This window comes from Bacillus sp. B1-WWTP-T-0.5-Post-4 (assembly GCF_009183795.1).
GTDB classification, from domain to species: Bacteria; Bacillota; Bacilli; order Bacillales; family Bacillaceae_G; genus Bacillus_A; species Bacillus_A cereus.
In genome coordinates this window covers 151,647-168,051 of sequence record NZ_WEIJ01000005.1, presented here as the reverse complement: position 1 = coordinate 168,051, position 16,405 = coordinate 151,647, and the positions used below count along the sequence as shown (strand labels likewise).

Sequence of the window (16,405 nt, the reverse complement as noted above, 5' to 3'; positions counted from 1 at the left end):
AAATCACTTAATTTCTTATCCTGCCATTTTATTAATACTATCCTCTGGCGAAAATACGGAAATATGATCGACCTTACCAGTCGATTTTGGAATGACAAATTTCAATTCATACTGGTTATTTACTTTGTATACATATATTTTATCTTCACCATTCTCTTTAACTGAAGATGGTTTTCCTAATGCTTTTTCAATTTCTTGTAATGTAATCAATTTTAGTTCTGCATGATATGAGCGTACATCAAAAACTTGTGACCCTTTATTAAATCCGAAAACAACATTTTTATTTGTAAAAGTTGCGTACATTCCATTCCCTGCATATTCGGTTTTACTTGCTTTCCCCCACGCTTTTTCAATTTCTTCAATATCCCCTGTATGGGCTCCAAATGGCACATTAGGTACCTTTCCTTCTTTTGCTAGTTCAAACAAATCTTTAACGTGGTTAATTGATTTTTGATTAAGTGTTCTATCTTTCGAATCTTGCTCAGCTGATGGTTTTGTTGTTTTTTCATTACTTGGTTTTGCTTCAAGATTTTTCTTTTCTTCTGAAGAATTGTTTTGTTCATTTTTATTATTTTCCGAGGCTGGATTTGCTTCCTTTTTTTCGTCTGTCCCTTTACATGCTGCTAATGCAAATGTGCATGTAAAAGCAAGAAATAACATAACTATTTTCAAATATACCTTCATCATTTTTACCCCCTATTGTATTTTATTCATTTCGATAATCAACCGGATGCGAAGTATAGTATTAATTAAGGACTTCTAATTCTAAATCGTCACTTTCCCATAATTTTAAAAAACTTGGAATTATATTGTTAATCATCGTATTCATCTCCTTCTTTAAACCTTCTCTTCTCAATGATAATATCCTCTATCTATAACTTAAAACATGCTGTCACAACAGCTCCTTGAAACAAAAAAACCAGTAGGAAGTGATTACTCTTTTCCTACTGGTTGAAATGAAATTAAACGGTAAATCTTAGCTTCTTAAAAAATGTAGCGATAGTGTTTTTTACTGTTTCAAAATTATAAGCAAACGTGTTATCTCCACTTAATGATGAAATACATGTTAAACCTGCAGCTTTAATAAAAGCTTTTACATCTACAAGCATAGAATTAGCCTCCAAGAATTTAATTACAATCATTATAACAGGTGTTTTACGACGCTAACATGAAAGTAATAAATAAATTTCTATTATTAATTTATCCCGCTATTTGCCGGGCAGTAAGATCCCCACCTCAAAATTCAGCAGAAACAAAGCAGTTAGGTGGGGGCCCTGCTGCCCGTAAAAGCTAAATTGGTGAGGGCTGATAATCAGTGGGAATGAACAAAACCCCCACTGATTAAAATTTCACCTTATTTAGCTTACAGTACACCATTTCAATGTCATATAAAAAAGCTGCCCAAAAAGAGCAGCTTCAAATATGTATATTACACTTCGATTGATTTACCATCTTCAACAATATGATAAAGTAAATGCGCTAAATGATGAATTGGACCGTATTCTTCCTCTTCCTCATCTGTTTCGCCTTGGAATTCAAGATCGTTTAAGTATAGTGCTAAAAATTGATAGTATAGTTTTAAATCAAATCCGTAGCATGCAGTTGGTTCTTCATGATCCCCTTCATATTGTAACATTAAGTATTGATCATTTCCTTCTGCATCTTCTGCATCAAAGAATACGAAGAAGCCAACGTTTGTATCTAAATCAAATAAATGACGAGTACCTTTTTCAGTTGCTTTATTGAAGTCCTCTTCACTTAATTTATGTACTGTTGTCGCTTTTGCATTATCTTCTTGATGGAAATTTACTGTAAATGATTTCAATGCTGACACCTCCTGATTGTATAATACTAGCATAACATATAAAAAGGACTGCTTACAAATGTAAACAGTCCTTACATTCATTTTCGCATTGCTCGTAATAAGAAGCTTACGATGAAAATTAAAATGATCGCACCGATTAAAGCTGGAATAATTGCATATCCGCCAATGACTGGACCAAAACTACCAAGTAATTTCGAACCAACCCAAGAACCGATAATACCAGCAATAATATTACCAATTACACCACCAGGTACGTCCTTTCCAGTAATTAAGCTCGCAAGCCATCCTAGTATACCACCGACGATTAAAGACCAAATCATATAATAACCTCCTTTACATTTCACCAATCAAAATATAATTAGAAACAATTGCTTACCATTAGTTATGTGACATTTTTCATAAGTTATTCATGTTGTTCAACTTTAAGATTTTTGAGAATAATACACACAGATTAAACCTTTTTTTGAACTAACGATTTATCCGACTTGTTATTACACACATTAAGAACAATCTGGCTTCAATATTGTTCGCATAAACTCTTCTTTAAAAGCAGCATAGTTAAAACCAACAGCAATTCTTTGAATCGACCGATCATCAAACCTTGTTGGCTCAGCTATTTTTCTAAAGTCTGCTACACTTTGGCCCCTAGTCACATCATTTGTCGTACTAATCCACACTGCCGATTTTTTATATTCGAAAATACTGTCATTTATAAACGAGATAAACGGTAGTAAATCGTGTATAGGACTTCCACCAATACCCGGATATTCTTTTTTATAGAAATTCTCATAATAAAAATCAATCATTGGTTTAATGAGTTTCGCCTGTCCAGTTCCTTGTTTATCTATTATATTGGCCATTTCAGGCGTAATAAGCGCGCCCTGTGTTACATTTAACGGGTATATGCTAGCGTTTTTCGCATATTTCATAACAATATTTGCTGCAATTGGATCACCATAAAAATTCGCTTCAGATACTGGTGTAACATTACCTGGAAATAGGAAAGCGCCGCCCATTATATAATACGAACAAATACGATCCATTATATTTGGATACAATAAAAATAACGTAGCAAGCGTCGTTAGTCTCCCTGTCGCCACAATTATAATATCTTCTGGACAAGGTTCGATTAATTTGATTAATTCACAAAAATTTTCTCGTTTACAAATTCTCATCTCAGGTGGAATAATAGGACCTAAACCGTGATCCCCGTGGATTTCAGGGAAAAACAAAGGCTCTTCAGCTGTCATCGGTCTACTCGCACCTTCAATAATTTTCACTTGTGTAGCATAGTACCTTTCTAAAAAATAAACATTTTCCGTAACGATATCTCGTGATACATTCCCGTACTCAGCAACAATACCTAGAATATCTAATTTACATGTTTTATTTGCATAAATTAACGCTACGGCGTCATCAATACCAAAATCTCCAAAAAAGATAATTTTCTTATTAACTATTCTCACCCCTCTTAAGCATAATCTACTATTATTATTATGTGAAAAAGACAAGGCGGTGAAACAGCGCAAACTAAAAAAGTCGCCTATTTATTGGCGACTTCAATCTTTTTATAAGACAAATATGCAAGTACATTTTTACTTGAATCGTATTTCGGGTTATTTCCTTTTCTCGGCTCTCTCATATGTGTCTTTTCAAATCCAGGAATGTCTGGCATTTTCCCCATAAATTCAAGCATTTCTTCCTCAGAACCTTCAATGCGTACACGAATCATTATAACTATTCCTCAATTCTCAGTTTCTCTGTACTAAGTATATCGTACTTCAGAAAGACTGCAACATATTTATCTTTTTAACGTTGTACTTTTTTTACATATAAACATAGCCATTTCAGTATAGAACGATTCTACTTTATTATTTTTAAATTGAATATTAAAATATCCCTTCATTTCGTTTGGTGCTTTCATCATACATTCTGTTAATTTTTCACGCTTTTGTAAAGGGACATCCATCATATTACACCACCAGTCAAAATCAAACTTCTTATCAAAAGTAAGACATGACTGCATTTGCAAACCGTTTTTTTCTAATAAAGTAAGCCATTCTGTCTTTTTTAGAGCTCGTTCATGACTTGGGTCTCGCTTTTTTTCTATAAAATTATAAAATGTATCATATTCATTATTTTCTGGCGAAACATTATCTGTTAAGATGAATAATCCATTATCCTTCAATGTACGATTTACTTCATAAATAAATTGAGCCGGATTCGTAAAATGATGGGCTGCAATCCGGCATGTGATTGTATCAAAAAAATGGTCTGCAAATGGTAAATCCTCTGCGTTTCCTGCTACAAAAGATACATTTTCATGCCCATTCTGCTTTATAAAAACTTTTGCTTTTTCTAACATCTGTTCTGTTAAATCAAGTGCAACTACTTCTTCAAACATGGGTGCTAACATATTTGCCACATGTCCGCCACCAGTAGCAACATCAAGAAGACGATTATTATGACGAGACTCAACTTGTTGAACTACATATTGTAAATCCAGTCCTTTAGCATGTATTTTACTATTTACATATTTATCTGCATTACTGCCAAACTGTTTTTTCACAAGCTCTTCTTTACTCATATTATCATCTTCTTTCTATTGTTATTTACATATACGACTCATATAATTATTACAATTCTCTTCATGTATTTTCAAATCCTCTTTTCATCTCACTTCTCATCACGTTCCCGTATAATCAAAATAATATGATTATACGTTATTTCATTAAACAAAAAAAGGCTACGGGAACTTGCCCCCTAACCTGACTAAATATTTACTACATTTTTATTTCTTCATATATATCTATATAATATAAATCCTCTTTCAACTTCATAATAACATCTACTTCGTTATAAGTAGCCTCACGAGCATGTAAACCAAATTGATCCATACCAATCCATATCCACCCAGGTGTAAGATATAAAACATCTATATTAAAATAATCTAACTTAGTAAGCTCCGATGTAATAAATTTATCTTTATTAGCGATTTGTTTATCTATTAAACCATATTCTTTTCCATTTTCAAATAGCGATATAAATTTCCCTACAATCGGATGTTCACGAACAATAAAATGATATTCTTTTTCCTCTATATTTACCACAATCAAACGAGAAACAGATAAATCAGGCCCTGAATTCGACATATTTGTTTATTCACCTCCTTATATAGGCTTCTTAAATATGATAACAAATGAATATTCAAATTAAGTTAATATAATGTAAAAAATAAAAAAGCTGAATCCCCTTTAGAAATCAGCCTTTATAATTCGATCAACTTTATTCTTTTACAAATTATTATAATGTTTCTTTTTCCTCATCATTTCCGGAAACTAAATTTCCTATAGCATCCGCTGTTACTTCCACTACAAACTCACAAATACCTGCTACAACTTCTCCAATTACTTCATCCATCTTTTTACCCCCTTATTTTATGTAACTTATTTGTAGTATAGAAGAAATTAGCGAATGTAAACTATCGAAAAAGGTGACATAAACCTTACAGAATTGTAAGCTCTTTCATCCCTCTGCTTATCCCCTTTGAAACTTCAAGTATTTTTAGCAGACATATAGGCCATCATAAATATGAAGCAAGTAATAATCTAGTGTCAGGAGGCGTTTAATATGTATTACGTAAAATTAATTAAAGGTCAATCTTTCTACGCTTTTGATCATCGTTTCTTGGTGTCTGAAGAAGAAGAGGTTTCAGAGAAAATTTATAATTACTTACGACGTAATGAATTTTTTGAAGTACGTAAAGAAGAATACTCTGCTTAATTACAAAAAGCATTAAGAAGCATATCATCTTATTGTGATATATTCTTAATGCTTTTATGTGAATTTCTTCTTTTCAATAATTGTTGTTGACTCTATTAAATAATCTAGTATTTGTCCAAGCTAATTCTTCACTATTTTCATATTCTAGTATATGAGGAGGTGAAGAATATGACTCATATCATTGATTACCAAGCTACTCAACCTATTAGTAAAACTGGTGAAACAACTTTTGCAATCCCAGCTTCTCCAAATAAAGCAATTTTAGCAAATTTGAAATTGAGAATTTCAAGTAGAGATTCACGTAATAATCGAGTAGAATTAATCGCTACAATTGGTGTAGAAGGTATAACTGAGACTTCACAAGTTTTATTCCGAATTTTCCGTGATAACATTGAAATTTTTAATGCGCAAGTAGGTATTGAATCTACAGATTCTGAACAATTCTACGTACAAACATTTCAAGCTATAGATCAAAACGTTAGCAGTGGAACACACGAATATTCATTAACTGTAGAAAACCTTACTAGTGGTGCAAGCGCAGAAGTTGTTGGCCCACTATCTTTTAGCGCTTTAGCTATTGGACAAGAGCGTAAATGTTGCTAAGTGAATCTAATATTTAATTTTGTACTTGAGAAAAGCGAGGCGTAGTTATACGTTCTTGCTTTTTTATATGTATCCTTACTTTCTATTAGCTTTAATCATAATTTTTTTACGTTTTGATTCACTTATTTCATCAATTAACACATCAAATTTTTGACCAATCAAAAAGATTGAAATCCAATTATGAAACACGTAATATAGACTCTGACTCTAAAAAAGTTCGTATGAAAAGAATACATAAATAAGAAGGTTTTATATACGAGTTTTTCATTTTAAAAGACGGAGAGGTTTTAATGTTATGTGGCGTAATAAAAACGTTTGGATTGTTTTAATTGGGGAGTTTATTGCAGGTCTAGGATTATGGCTTGGTATTCTTGGCAACCTTGAATTTATGCAAAAATATGTCCCTTCTGATTTCATGAAATCAGTTATATTATTTATCGGACTATTAGCCGGTGTTCTAGTTGGACCTATGGCTGGCCGTGTCATCGATCAGTATGAAAAGAAAAAAGTTCTTCTTTACGCTGGGTTTGGTCGAGTTTTAAGTGTTATTTTCATGTTTTTTGCTATTCAATTTGAAAGTATCGCATTTATGATCGCATTTATGGTTGCTCTTCAAATTTCAGCAGCATTTTATTTCCCTGCATTACAATCTGTAATTCCACTCATCGTACGTGAGCATGAGTTATTACAAATGAACGGTGTACATATGAATGTTGGTACAATTGCTCGTATTGCAGGCACTTCACTAGGTGGAATTCTTTTAGTTGTGATGAGTTTACAGTACATGTATGCCTTCTCAATGGCAGCATACGCCTTATTATTCCTCTCGACTTTCTTCCTACAATTCGAAGACAAGAAATCAACAACACCAAGTAAACAAGCTGCAAAAGATAATAGCTTTATGGAAGTATTTCGTATTTTAAAAGGAATTCCTATTGCTTTTACAGCACTTATATTAAGTATCATCCCTCTATTATTTATAGCTGGGTTTAATTTAATGGTTATTAACATTAGCGAAATGCAACATGATCCTACGATTAAAGGGTTCATATATACAATTGAAGGTGTCGCATTTATGTTAGGTGCCTTCGTAATTAAACGTCTATCTGATCATTTCAAACCTGAAAAATTACTATATTTCTTCGCAGTTTGTACTGCTTTTGCACATCTGTCATTGTTCTTTAGCGATATAAAATGGATGGCTCTTACATCATTTGGTTTGTTTGGGTTTAGTGTTGGCTGCTTCTTCCCTATTATGTCGACGATTTTCCAAACGAAAGTGGAAAAAAGTTATCACGGTCGCCTCTTCTCATTCCGTAATATGTTTGAGAGGGTTATGTTCCAAATCGTCTTACTTGGCACAGGCTTCTTCTTAGATACAATTGGGTTACAATATATGGTTCTCATCTTTGGGGTCGTTTCATTATTGATTATTTCTATTTCCCTTTCTAAGCAGAAACATTATGAAAAACAGCATTCGCAATCTGCAAATTTATAAAATAAACAAAGAAGTATGGGTCTAATATTGAATCCATACTTCTTTGTTTTATAATACGCCTATTTATTACGTTTATTGAAATTACCTAAAGGAGTATCCCCCTTTTATTTCGAATAGATTATAAAAAGTACTCTTTATAAAAGGAGTGGTAAAATGTCTGATGGCATCGAAGTATTTATTGTCCTGCTCTTTGCAATTGCTCTGTTTAGCATCCTAAACTTTTTAGCCATTTCCTTATCTGGACATAGTTTTAAAAAAGAATCGTGGCAGGTTTCATATTTTTACTACTGACTCCCATTATTTTTTTGACTATCGCAACATTTGCTTCTATATTCGATAAAGCAGGATTTGGCGCAGGTACGTTAGCCTTTATGATCGCAAGCGTATATATATTAAATGGAATAGTGATTCTGCTTTCCTCTTTATTTATCCTCAAAAAAGACATAACATAGGCTATAGTACTAGCATGAATCTGACTTTACACTAGATTCATGCTTATTTAATTTCTCTTAAATTTTTATATGAAATTAAATAATTCTTTAAAAAAATTTAAACTTTATTTATTATAATATCCCTATCGTATTCGCACGTTTATTCAAATTTAAAAGAAAGGAGCACAAAATGAAAAAGGTTCTACTTACAATTCCTATACTAATCATCCTACTTAGTGGATGCAGCAATAACGATATATCCGGTTCTTGGGAAGTCGTTGACAATAAAAAAGGTGAATGCCCTGTATATTATAAATTTGAAACAGTTGTCAAAAAAGAAAATAAAGAGGAAATTGTGCAAAATTTAGTAGAAATGCAGACAACAAAGAATAAAGACGATTTATATAAAGGCTCATTTGTCAAAAATTCTAATGTATATCACATTGATTATGGTAATTCATTTACATCGGACCAAACTTTAAAAGTTGCCGACGGTACATTAAATGTATACTTTTTGACAGCCGAAAAATTATGCACATATAAAAAGAAATGATTACATTTCAGAGGAGACGCAGAAAATATTTTCTGCGTTATTTCACTTTAGAAATCGGCCACAAAAACAGCCCTTGTTTTCGTATTCTTTTTCATTCAAAACATGAGAAATATACTTAATAAAAACTAGAAAATACCTTAAGTTATATAAAATGAATCCTATAATAGACATTTCAATTAACACATCTACGCTATTTACATCGATACTTTTCAAAATAGGCTAATCCTTCCTCTAAATTTGTCAATCGTTTTAATTTTCATAAAAAAATGATAAAATATAAACATGTGTTTTCAGAATAATTAAAAACGCAGAATGAAAGCACTGTTTTAGGAGGGGTTTTGATGACTTACACGTTAGCAACTAGAATGAAAGCATTCCAATCTTCTATATTTAGTGAATTAGGAGCCTATAAAAAAGAAAAAATTGCAGCAGGTCATAACATGATTGATTTGAGCATCGGAAATCCTGATATGCCGCCCGCTGATTTTGTAAGAGAAACAATGGTACATACAGCGAGTGAGAAAGAGAGCTACGGGTATACATTATCAGGTATTCAAGAATTTCACGAAGCTGTAACTGAATATTACAACAACACTCATAACGTTTTATTAAATGCGGATAAAGAAGTTTTATTATTAATGGGTTCACAAGACGGGCTCGTTCATTTACCTATGGTTTATGCAAATCCAGGTGATATTATATTAGTTCCTGATCCAGGATATACAGCTTATGAAACAGGTATTCAAATGGCTGGTGCAACATCTTACTACATGCCTTTAAAGAAAGAGAATGATTTCTTACCAGACTTAGAAGTCATCCCTAAAGAAATTGCCGATCAAGCAAAGATGATGATTTTAAACTTCCCAGGGAATCCCGTTCCAGCAATGGCTCATGAAGATTTCTTTAAAGAAGTAATCGCATTCGCGAAAAAGCATAATATTATCGTTGTCCATGATTTTGCTTATGCTGAATTTTATTTCGATGGTAATAAGCCAATTAGCTTCCTCTCTGTACCTGGTGCTAAAGAAGTTGGTGTAGAAATCAATTCTTTGTCAAAAAGTTATAGTTTAGCGGGTAGCCGTATTGGATATATGATTGGAAACGAAGAAATTGTTCGTGCACTTACTCAATTTAAATCTAATACCGATTACGGTGTATTTTTACCAATTCAAAAAGCGGCATCTGCAGCACTAAGAAATGGCGCTGCATTTTGTGAGAAAAACCGCAATATTTATCAAGAACGGAGAGATACTTTAGTCGATGGATTCCGAACATTTGGCTGGAATGTCGATAAGCCAGCTGGTAGTATGTTTGTCTGGGCAGAAATTCCACAAGGGTGGACTTCTCTAGACTTCGCTTATGCATTAATGGATCGTGCGAATGTCGTTGTTACACCTGGTCATGCATTTGGACCTCACGGAGAAGGCTTCGTACGTATTGCACTCGTTCAAGATAAAGAAGTGTTGCAACAAGTTGTTGAAAACATTAGAAATAGCGGCATTTTCGTTCTTGAAAAAGTAAATGAATTAGTTAAAAATTAATTCCGACTCCCCTGCTTAACTTTAGCAGGGGTATTATTAATTGGAGGTACTTTCATATGCATATTAAAGACACACTTCCCCATCGTTATCCATTTTTAATGATTGATAAAGTAACAAATGTAAAACAAGATGAATTCGTTACAGGATATAAACTCATTACAAATAACGAATGGTTTATAAATGATAGTCACAAACATATGCCTCATATGTTAATTGTAGAAGCACTTGCTCAGCTTAGTGCATTTGTACATACAAGTGATTCTGAAGGACTAGGATTCCTCTCCTCTTTAGATGGAATTGAATTCCACGGAAAAGCATATTCCGGTGATAAACTTGATTTACATTATGAGCTAACGCGCAATCGCCGAGGTTTTGTTCTTGGTAAAGGTATTGCAACTGTAAACGACCAGCCTATTGTAACTATAGAAAAACTATTAATATATCAAGCAGATTAAAATGTTCCTTATATCAGTTGGAAATATCTATTCTCAACCAATTAAGTAAATAGGAAAATATATTACGTAGTTAGGAGCAGGAAAATGGAACGTACTATCGGTATCGATGCTGGAGGCACATTAACGAAAATAGCTTATTTTAACAAAAAAAAGCTATTAACTTTTGAAAAATTTTATTCGCATGAACAACATAAAATAATAGATTGGATTAAAAACAACAATGGCATAAAACAAATATGTATTACGGGTGGTAAATCGAAACTATTACAGCAACTGCTTACAGGTTCATATAAAATAATAGAGCTAAGCGAATTTGAAGCTACTCTTGCAGGTGTCCAATTCATATTAAAAGAAGAACAACATACTATAAACAATTTTATTTTAACCAATATCGGTACAGGTACTTCTATCCATTATGTTTATAATGAACAATATATTCGCGCTGGTGGAACCGGAGTTGGCGGTGGGACTATTATGGGACTCTCAAAATTGTTAACAAATATAGATCATTTTGAAGATATAATACCTCTAACAAAAGTAGGATCTAGAAAAGAACTAGATATTACGGTTGGAGATATTTATGGTGGTATTCTTTCCCCTATCGATAATAACTTAACTGCTAGTAACTTCGGAAAAGCAGCCATTACAGAATCAAATAATAGTAGCTCCGATATACTAGCTACTGTACAAGGACTTGTCGGTGAAGTCGTTACTGCATTAAGCCTTCAATTCGCTGAAACAAAAAACATTGAACATATTATTTATATTGGTTCGACTTTATGTAATAACGTACAACTTCAACATATTATTAGTAGCTACACCGAATATCAAAATAAAACACCAATCTTTTTACAAGATGGTGGTAATAGCGGTGCAATTGGTGCATTACTTCATGCTACGAAATAAAAAGCTGACTTTTGTCAGCTTTTTAGAAATGGCACTTCAAATTCAATAATTGATTCCCCGTTCTCTCCAATTCGCTCCACGCTTATTCTATCAATCAAACAATTTAACTTCCCATGAAAACTAGGAATCTCCTTCACTACTTCAGCAGCTAATTCGGCACTTTCTTTTCTTCCGACTGTTACATGCGGGATGTACGGAATGTCTTCTTTCAAAAATTGTAATAAAGGTCCTGTATATAGAATATTATGTAGTTCCTCTATTTGTTCTTTCCCCTTTTCAACTCGTAAAAACAAATATTCTCTTTCACTTGTAATTTGATTCGTAAATTCAATTTCTATATTCTGTATCGGTTTTGATACATTTATAATATGTAATTTCAGCTCATCATTTGAAATCGAACTTTCAAATGGGAATACGATTGTTATATGCGGTGGAATTAATCCAACTAAAGGATCATGTTTATGTCTAATGTTCTCTATTTTATCGATGGACATGTTGTTTAGAAAAAGTAAAATTGTACGCATTTTTATCCCCTCAACTTTTCCTCATTATAATATGTATCATATTCTATGATAGCCTGCCCTTCAACAACTTGTTTTGCTTACCTATAAAAATAAAAAAACTTCTCAAATGAGAAGTTTTCATATAGCATGATTATTATTTTCCCGCCAAACTTTTCTAAACTTATACTTTGAACTGTTCCACCACCGGGTAAATGATTAACAATTGCAACCACATCTGAATTATTACCAACGTATGTCCCAGTATATTTCTTAAAATCATCTGACCTAACATCATATATATCTTTTATTCTTTCTCCGTTAGAACAAGCCGCAATGAATAAAAAAATTGTTAGCATAACGATCATGTTATGATGCATATATTTCATTTAGCATCCCCCATTTTTATCGATATTTCGTTAATTACAATATTTACTTTCAAATCCCTTTTTAAATATACGCATTTTAATCAAAATTAAAAATTTTCATTTTTTATGTTTACAATTATCCATTAATTGTATATACTTACTAACGTAAGAAAAAAATTCTAAAAGGAGGTCGAAGGAAATGATGAAATTACAATTACATGCATTAACTTTAGCGTTAACTGCACCTGTGTTTTCTGGACAATTAAATATGAATTCGACCACCCTAATGGAGAATTGAAAATCGTACTTTATTTCATTTAATTCATAAATTCGCCACAGGAGGTCGTATACTTTCCTGTGGCTTTTTCACGCCCAGCCATAGGAGAACTGTATCTTCCTGTGGTTTTTTTGCGCGATTTTTTAGTCTCTTACATTATTTTTCTAAGAAAGGAGCAACATTCAATGACTATTAGCGTATTGTTTTTAAGTATTACGATTCAAAGAAATACAATTTCCAAAGATGAAATTCTTCATAATGAGCAAATTGAAAAAGCTATGAATGATGTTAAGGAGCGCCAAGCACTTTACTGTGATCACCTGTAATTCCTTTTCGAAAGGAGGAATTCATTTATGACTTTTCATATTTTCTTTTTTACGACTGCACTTCAAAAAAATACTTTATCTGAAACTGAAATCAATCGTAAACAACAGTTAAAACAACTGACTGATAAAATAACTGACATTAAAAGTTCATACTACACTCAAATGTATTAAAAATATATTTTAAAGGGGTAATATATTCATGAAATTTAAAGCATTCTTTTTAACAATCACTATTCAAAAACGTAAGCTCTCACAGAAAGAGATTTTACGTGAACAACACATTCAAAATATTATGGACGAAGTAAAAGAGCGTCAATCTTCTTATTACACTCGTCTTTTCTAAATCACTTATAAAGGGGTAATTATTTTATGAAATTTAAAGTATTCTTTTTAACCATTACCATTCAAAAAAATAAATTTTCCGAGTCTGAAATGCTTCATGAGCGACAAATTAATCAGGCTATGGATTCTGTAAAAGAAAGACAAAGTCATTACTGTAGTCACCTATAATTTCTTATTACACTCGTTTTTTCTAAATCATTTATAAAGGGGCAATTATTTTATGAAATTTAAAGTATTCTTTTTAACCATTACCATTCAAAGAAATAAATTTTCTGAGTCTGAAATGCTTCATGAACGACAAATTAATCAGGCTATGAATTCTGTAAAAGAAAGACAAAGTCATTACTGTAGTCATCTGTAATTCCAATTCGAAAGGAGGAATTCACATATGAAGTTTCACCTTTTCTTTTTAACGATTACGATTCAAAAAGAAACAATATCTCAAAATGAATTAAAACAAGAAAGACAATATAAACAAGTTATTGATGAAATTCGAGATCGTAGAAGCAAGTACTACACTCACCTTTAATCGTTTAACTATATAGAATTGAAAGGAGTCGATTATGATGTTGATAGCACGCTGTAAGGAAATGATTTGGATAGTTCAGAGGGATTCCACATAGTTTTATAGAGCTTATATCACACAAGTTTATCACTGAATTTGATGTATAAAAAATATATAATAAAATCAAATCAACCCGCTTTTAATTATTTATTTATAAACAAAAGATACACCACTTAAAAAGCGGTGTATCTTCCTCAGTTTTTACTATTTTCGGTTACTTCTCTTCGTCTTAAACAATCTCACTAAGTTCGAAACAACTGTTTTTGTTACTGCATAAACTGGTACTGCTAAAATCATTCCGATGATTCCAGCAAAGTTTCCTACCCCTAAAATTAGGATAATAATTGTTAATGGGTGGATGTTTAATTTCGAGCTCATAATACGTGGTGAAATAATATTACTTTCAAACTGTTGTACAATTGTTACGATAATAATTACGTATAAGGCTTGCATCGGAGATACGAACAGTCCTACAATAACAGCTGGTGCTGCCCCGATAAATGGACCTAAGTTAGGAATGATGTTTGTAAATGCTGCGATAATTCCTAAAACGAAAGCGTACGGTAAATCGATAATTAAATAACCGATAAAAGTAAACGCACCTACAAATATACAAACGAGCGCTTGCCCTTGAATATATGCAGATAATGTTTCGTTCGTTTCCTTAATGATACGAAGCCCCTCTTCACGGTAAGACTCTGGTAATAAACTTACCGCTTTTCCTGGAAAGGCATGTCCATCTTTAAACATGTAAAATAAAATGAACGGTACAGTAAATACAACTAATGCAACGTTCGTGATAATACCAAATAAAGCCGTTGCACTCGACGTAATTGTATTTGGTATATCTTTTAAGTATTCAATCGCATTTTTTTCAATTGTTTCAATGGAAACGTAGTTTTGTGTAGATAACCATTCAAACAACCTATGATGTGATAATTCTTGTATGTATACTTTTCCCTCTTTTATGTAGCCTGGCATATTTTTTACTAAGTCCATTAGCTGTTGTGAAATCGTAGGAACAACTACTCCAACGCCAACCGCAGTTAATGTTATGATAAAAAGATATAACAGCAATATCGCTAAATTTCTAGGTACTTTTTTATTCTCCAAAAAGATTAATACAGGATTAAATATGAAGTATAAAAAAAGCGCGATTAAGATTGGGAAAAATAATGTTGATATGAAGATACCAATCGGTTGAAATAAAAATGATATTTTTGTGCAAATAAATATGATTCCTACAACCATTAGCACTTCTAATGTCCAAAAGTGCACTTTTGATTTCAAAAAAATGGCCTCCTTTAAACTAGCACTTCTCTTCATTGTACCAAAATAAGTATGAATTTCACATAATATTTTCCTTTACAATATTCCAAAATACCGATAAATACACTACAATGAGATTACATACAAATTTGCAGGTAAAGGTGATAAAAATGACACAATGCATCATTTGCAGAAAAGATACGAAAGAACTTAGTGAACAATATGTCATTCCAGAAATATTATGTGGATATTATTTCACAAACTCAATTTGTGATACTTGTCATGAACAAATGACAACAAATATTGATCGTCCTTTAATTAGGCATAAATTGAGTCAATTTAAGATTGAACAAATGAAAAGACAAATTGATTCCCCACTCTATACGAATGAGCACGGTGAGGAACTTGCGGCTGCTGAGACTGATGTTGTCGAAGTAAGCGACGAAATTCTTTATTCTAATGCATTAATTATGAAACTATGTAAAAAGCACGATATTTCCTTACATAATGAAATTTGGAAAGAGGAACGTGTAACGAAAGTAGCGAGTTCTATTCAACGTGAATTACTATTAGATAACCGTAAATATAAAATGAGTATATTAAAAATGGCTTATACATTCGCTGTACAAGCAGTTGATGGCTACTTTGAAGATCAAGATGCAATTGATATTTCTACCATTCTCTCAAATGCAGATTTCGTGGAACTAAAAGAAAAAAGCATTGTACGTGATTTAAGCAAAAGTTCTTTATGGAATACGCTAAATACAAGTAGTGAAAATCATTACTTTATTTTACTTAGCGATAAAGACGGTCTGTTTTGCTTCATTCGCTTGTTTGACATCTTTGATGTTGTCGTTCATTTATCAGAAAAAAGATTTGACCTTCCATCACCCATTGTCGGTGTAAATAATGTGAATACACAGAAATTTTATGTCCAAAGTTTAAAACAGTATATGGATGGGCTGTTTAAAGAAAAAGCACCTACTATATAATAGTGACCAGAACATACGGTCTCCTTTCTTGATGAAAAGACACTGTGTTATAATGAGTATGAAAAGAACAATACAATCACATAAACCAATTATAAATTGTATATAAATAAAAAAGACTAGTGTGCGGCTACACACTAGTCCACGTAACTTAGCAGATTGGATTGTTCATTT

General features: G+C 32.3%; 24 protein-coding genes and 2 pseudogenes. 15 read left to right on the top strand and 11 right to left on the bottom strand.

Going from position 1 to position 16,405, the window contains the following annotated elements:
* Positions 1-15 precede the first annotated feature (15 nt).
* From GBN91_RS17465 to GBN91_RS17430, 8 genes are all read right to left on the bottom strand, one after another.
* Positions 16-687 carry a YjgB family protein gene (locus tag GBN91_RS17465; RefSeq protein ID WP_152121865.1) on the bottom strand — a complete coding sequence of 224 codons (672 nt, stop codon included), beginning with the start codon at positions 685-687 and terminating at the stop codon, positions 16-18.
* A gap of 275 nt (positions 688-962) precedes the next feature.
* Entirely contained in the window at positions 963-1,109 is a 147-nt protein-coding gene (locus GBN91_RS17460; protein ID WP_000959548.1) for a hypothetical protein, read from the bottom strand.
* Between the two features lie 320 nt (positions 1,110-1,429).
* Positions 1,430-1,825: a hypothetical protein gene (locus GBN91_RS17455; RefSeq protein ID WP_000834883.1), complete on the bottom strand. Its 396-nt coding sequence runs from the start codon at positions 1,823-1,825 to the stop codon at positions 1,430-1,432.
* 77 nt (positions 1,826-1,902) lie between these two features.
* Positions 1,903-2,145 (bottom strand): GlsB/YeaQ/YmgE family stress response membrane protein, encoded by a 243-nt coding sequence (locus GBN91_RS17450; protein ID WP_000638306.1) that lies wholly within the window; start codon positions 2,143-2,145, stop codon positions 1,903-1,905.
* Positions 2,146-2,325: 180 nt separating this feature from the next.
* Complete coding sequence (locus tag GBN91_RS17445) at positions 2,326-3,291, bottom strand: nucleoside hydrolase (RefSeq protein ID WP_152121863.1); 966 nt, start codon at positions 3,289-3,291, stop codon at positions 2,326-2,328.
* 77 nt (positions 3,292-3,368) lie between these two features.
* Entirely contained in the window at positions 3,369-3,557 is a 189-nt protein-coding gene (locus tag GBN91_RS17440; RefSeq protein ID WP_000621873.1) for a DUF3970 family protein, read from the bottom strand.
* A gap of 69 nt (positions 3,558-3,626) precedes the next feature.
* Positions 3,627-4,412, bottom strand: coding sequence for a class I SAM-dependent methyltransferase (locus tag GBN91_RS17435; protein ID WP_000031301.1), 786 nt, complete (start codon positions 4,410-4,412; stop codon positions 3,627-3,629).
* A 196-nt stretch (positions 4,413-4,608) separates the two neighbouring features.
* Positions 4,609-4,977, bottom strand: a complete 369-nt coding sequence (locus GBN91_RS17430; protein ID WP_000071478.1) for a hypothetical protein — start codon at positions 4,975-4,977, stop codon at positions 4,609-4,611.
* Positions 4,978-5,455: 478 nt separating this feature from the next.
* Between GBN91_RS17430 and GBN91_RS17425 the strand changes: the two genes are divergently transcribed.
* The 8 genes and pseudogenes from GBN91_RS17425 (at position 5,456) to coaW (ending at position 11,595) form a co-directional block, all read left to right on the top strand.
* Positions 5,456-5,608: a YqbF domain-containing protein gene (locus GBN91_RS17425; RefSeq protein WP_000291905.1), complete on the top strand. Its 153-nt coding sequence runs from the start codon at positions 5,456-5,458 to the stop codon at positions 5,606-5,608.
* A gap of 168 nt (positions 5,609-5,776) precedes the next feature.
* Positions 5,777-6,211 (top strand): exosporium protein ExsC, encoded by a 435-nt coding sequence (exsC, locus tag GBN91_RS17420; RefSeq protein ID WP_000148797.1) that lies wholly within the window; start codon positions 5,777-5,779, stop codon positions 6,209-6,211.
* A 295-nt stretch (positions 6,212-6,506) separates the two neighbouring features.
* Positions 6,507-7,709 carry an MFS transporter gene (locus tag GBN91_RS17415; RefSeq protein WP_000269261.1) on the top strand — a complete coding sequence of 401 codons (1,203 nt, stop codon included), beginning with the start codon at positions 6,507-6,509 and terminating at the stop codon, positions 7,707-7,709.
* Positions 7,710-7,862: 153 nt separating this feature from the next.
* A pseudogene (locus tag GBN91_RS17410) lies at positions 7,863-8,161 on the top strand (hypothetical protein).
* Positions 8,162-8,330: 169 nt separating this feature from the next.
* The gene (locus tag GBN91_RS17405; RefSeq protein WP_152121861.1) at positions 8,331-8,693 is read left to right on the top strand and encodes a hypothetical protein; all 363 of its coding nucleotides are present in this window, start codon (positions 8,331-8,333) and stop codon (positions 8,691-8,693) included.
* A gap of 341 nt (positions 8,694-9,034) precedes the next feature.
* Positions 9,035-10,234, top strand: coding sequence for an LL-diaminopimelate aminotransferase (locus GBN91_RS17400; RefSeq protein ID WP_000222701.1), 1,200 nt, complete (start codon positions 9,035-9,037; stop codon positions 10,232-10,234).
* A 56-nt stretch (positions 10,235-10,290) separates the two neighbouring features.
* Positions 10,291-10,689, top strand: coding sequence for a 3-hydroxyacyl-ACP dehydratase FabZ family protein (locus GBN91_RS17395; RefSeq protein ID WP_000547648.1), 399 nt, complete (start codon positions 10,291-10,293; stop codon positions 10,687-10,689).
* Positions 10,690-10,773: 84 nt separating this feature from the next.
* On the top strand, positions 10,774-11,595 hold the full coding sequence (coaW, locus tag GBN91_RS17390; protein WP_000442501.1) for a type II pantothenate kinase: 822 nt from the start codon (positions 10,774-10,776) through the stop codon (positions 11,593-11,595).
* A gap of 14 nt (positions 11,596-11,609) precedes the next feature.
* Here coaW and GBN91_RS17385 read toward each other — a convergent pair whose 3' ends face one another.
* Together GBN91_RS17385 and GBN91_RS17380 are read right to left on the bottom strand one after the other, a co-directional pair.
* Positions 11,610-12,119: a 2'-5' RNA ligase family protein gene (locus GBN91_RS17385; RefSeq protein ID WP_001259210.1), complete on the bottom strand. Its 510-nt coding sequence runs from the start codon at positions 12,117-12,119 to the stop codon at positions 11,610-11,612.
* Positions 12,120-12,253: 134 nt separating this feature from the next.
* A pseudogene (locus GBN91_RS17380) lies at positions 12,254-12,484 on the bottom strand (DUF4825 domain-containing protein); the annotation flags it as partial.
* A gap of 441 nt (positions 12,485-12,925) precedes the next feature.
* On the opposite strand from GBN91_RS17380, the gene GBN91_RS17375 reads away from it, so the two are divergent.
* From GBN91_RS17375 to GBN91_RS17350, 6 genes are read left to right on the top strand one after another with little or no spacing between them, the layout of a single operon-like run.
* Positions 12,926-13,066: a YrzI family small protein gene (locus GBN91_RS17375; RefSeq protein WP_000156193.1), complete on the top strand. Its 141-nt coding sequence runs from the start codon at positions 12,926-12,928 to the stop codon at positions 13,064-13,066.
* 27 nt (positions 13,067-13,093) lie between these two features.
* Entirely contained in the window at positions 13,094-13,237 is a 144-nt protein-coding gene (locus tag GBN91_RS17370; protein WP_000142708.1) for a YrzI family small protein, read from the top strand.
* 28 nt (positions 13,238-13,265) lie between these two features.
* Positions 13,266-13,409: a YrzI family small protein gene (locus tag GBN91_RS17365; protein WP_000668963.1), complete on the top strand. Its 144-nt coding sequence runs from the start codon at positions 13,266-13,268 to the stop codon at positions 13,407-13,409.
* Positions 13,410-13,435: 26 nt separating this feature from the next.
* Positions 13,436-13,576 (top strand): YrzI family small protein, encoded by a 141-nt coding sequence (locus tag GBN91_RS17360; protein WP_000669805.1) that lies wholly within the window; start codon positions 13,436-13,438, stop codon positions 13,574-13,576.
* A 52-nt stretch (positions 13,577-13,628) separates the two neighbouring features.
* The gene (locus tag GBN91_RS17355) at positions 13,629-13,769 is read left to right on the top strand and encodes a YrzI family small protein (protein WP_000669816.1); all 141 of its coding nucleotides are present in this window, start codon (positions 13,629-13,631) and stop codon (positions 13,767-13,769) included.
* 27 nt (positions 13,770-13,796) lie between these two features.
* A complete protein-coding gene (locus tag GBN91_RS17350; protein WP_000668497.1) occupies positions 13,797-13,937 on the top strand; it encodes a YrzI family small protein in 141 nt (46 codons plus the stop codon).
* A 240-nt stretch (positions 13,938-14,177) separates the two neighbouring features.
* Here GBN91_RS17350 and GBN91_RS17345 read toward each other — a convergent pair whose 3' ends face one another.
* Positions 14,178-15,263 (bottom strand): AI-2E family transporter, encoded by a 1,086-nt coding sequence (locus GBN91_RS17345; protein ID WP_000837892.1) that lies wholly within the window; start codon positions 15,261-15,263, stop codon positions 14,178-14,180.
* Between the two features lie 149 nt (positions 15,264-15,412).
* Here GBN91_RS17345 and GBN91_RS17340 point away from each other — a divergent pair, with 149 nt between their 5' ends.
* Positions 15,413-16,234 carry an HNH endonuclease gene (locus tag GBN91_RS17340; RefSeq protein ID WP_000189709.1) on the top strand — a complete coding sequence of 274 codons (822 nt, stop codon included), beginning with the start codon at positions 15,413-15,415 and terminating at the stop codon, positions 16,232-16,234.
* Positions 16,235-16,405 lie beyond the last annotated feature (171 nt).

Coding starts and splice junctions, on each gene's coding strand:
- GBN91_RS17460 (WP_000959548.1), bottom strand. CDS start 1,109: ATGCTTGTAGATGTAAAAGCTTTTATTAAAGCTGCAGGTTTAACATGT.
- GBN91_RS17450 (WP_000638306.1), bottom strand. CDS start 2,145: ATGATTTGGTCTTTAATCGTCGGTGGTATACTAGGATGGCTTGCGAGC.
- GBN91_RS17360 (WP_000669805.1), top strand. CDS start 13,436: ATGAAATTTAAAGTATTCTTTTTAACCATTACCATTCAAAAAAATAAA.
- GBN91_RS17435 (WP_000031301.1), bottom strand. CDS start 4,412: ATGAGTAAAGAAGAGCTTGTGAAAAAACAGTTTGGCAGTAATGCAGAT.
- GBN91_RS17415 (WP_000269261.1), top strand. CDS start 6,507: ATGTGGCGTAATAAAAACGTTTGGATTGTTTTAATTGGGGAGTTTATT.
- GBN91_RS17395 (WP_000547648.1), top strand. CDS start 10,291: ATGCATATTAAAGACACACTTCCCCATCGTTATCCATTTTTAATGATT.
- exsC (WP_000148797.1), top strand. CDS start 5,777: ATGACTCATATCATTGATTACCAAGCTACTCAACCTATTAGTAAAACT.
- GBN91_RS17425 (WP_000291905.1), top strand. CDS start 5,456: ATGTATTACGTAAAATTAATTAAAGGTCAATCTTTCTACGCTTTTGAT.
- coaW (WP_000442501.1), top strand. CDS start 10,774: ATGGAACGTACTATCGGTATCGATGCTGGAGGCACATTAACGAAAATA.
- GBN91_RS17365 (WP_000668963.1), top strand. CDS start 13,266: ATGAAATTTAAAGCATTCTTTTTAACAATCACTATTCAAAAACGTAAG.
- GBN91_RS17430 (WP_000071478.1), bottom strand. CDS start 4,977: ATGTCGAATTCAGGGCCTGATTTATCTGTTTCTCGTTTGATTGTGGTA.
- GBN91_RS17370 (WP_000142708.1), top strand. CDS start 13,094: ATGACTTTTCATATTTTCTTTTTTACGACTGCACTTCAAAAAAATACT.
- GBN91_RS17400 (WP_000222701.1), top strand. CDS start 9,035: ATGACTTACACGTTAGCAACTAGAATGAAAGCATTCCAATCTTCTATA.
- GBN91_RS17385 (WP_001259210.1), bottom strand. CDS start 12,119: ATGCGTACAATTTTACTTTTTCTAAACAACATGTCCATCGATAAAATA.
- GBN91_RS17340 (WP_000189709.1), top strand. CDS start 15,413: ATGACACAATGCATCATTTGCAGAAAAGATACGAAAGAACTTAGTGAA.
- GBN91_RS17375 (WP_000156193.1), top strand. CDS start 12,926: ATGACTATTAGCGTATTGTTTTTAAGTATTACGATTCAAAGAAATACA.
- GBN91_RS17405 (WP_152121861.1), top strand. CDS start 8,331: ATGAAAAAGGTTCTACTTACAATTCCTATACTAATCATCCTACTTAGT.
- GBN91_RS17465 (WP_152121865.1), bottom strand. CDS start 687: ATGATGAAGGTATATTTGAAAATAGTTATGTTATTTCTTGCTTTTACA.
- GBN91_RS17440 (WP_000621873.1), bottom strand. CDS start 3,557: ATGATTCGTGTACGCATTGAAGGTTCTGAGGAAGAAATGCTTGAATTT.
- GBN91_RS17355 (WP_000669816.1), top strand. CDS start 13,629: ATGAAATTTAAAGTATTCTTTTTAACCATTACCATTCAAAGAAATAAA.
- GBN91_RS17350 (WP_000668497.1), top strand. CDS start 13,797: ATGAAGTTTCACCTTTTCTTTTTAACGATTACGATTCAAAAAGAAACA.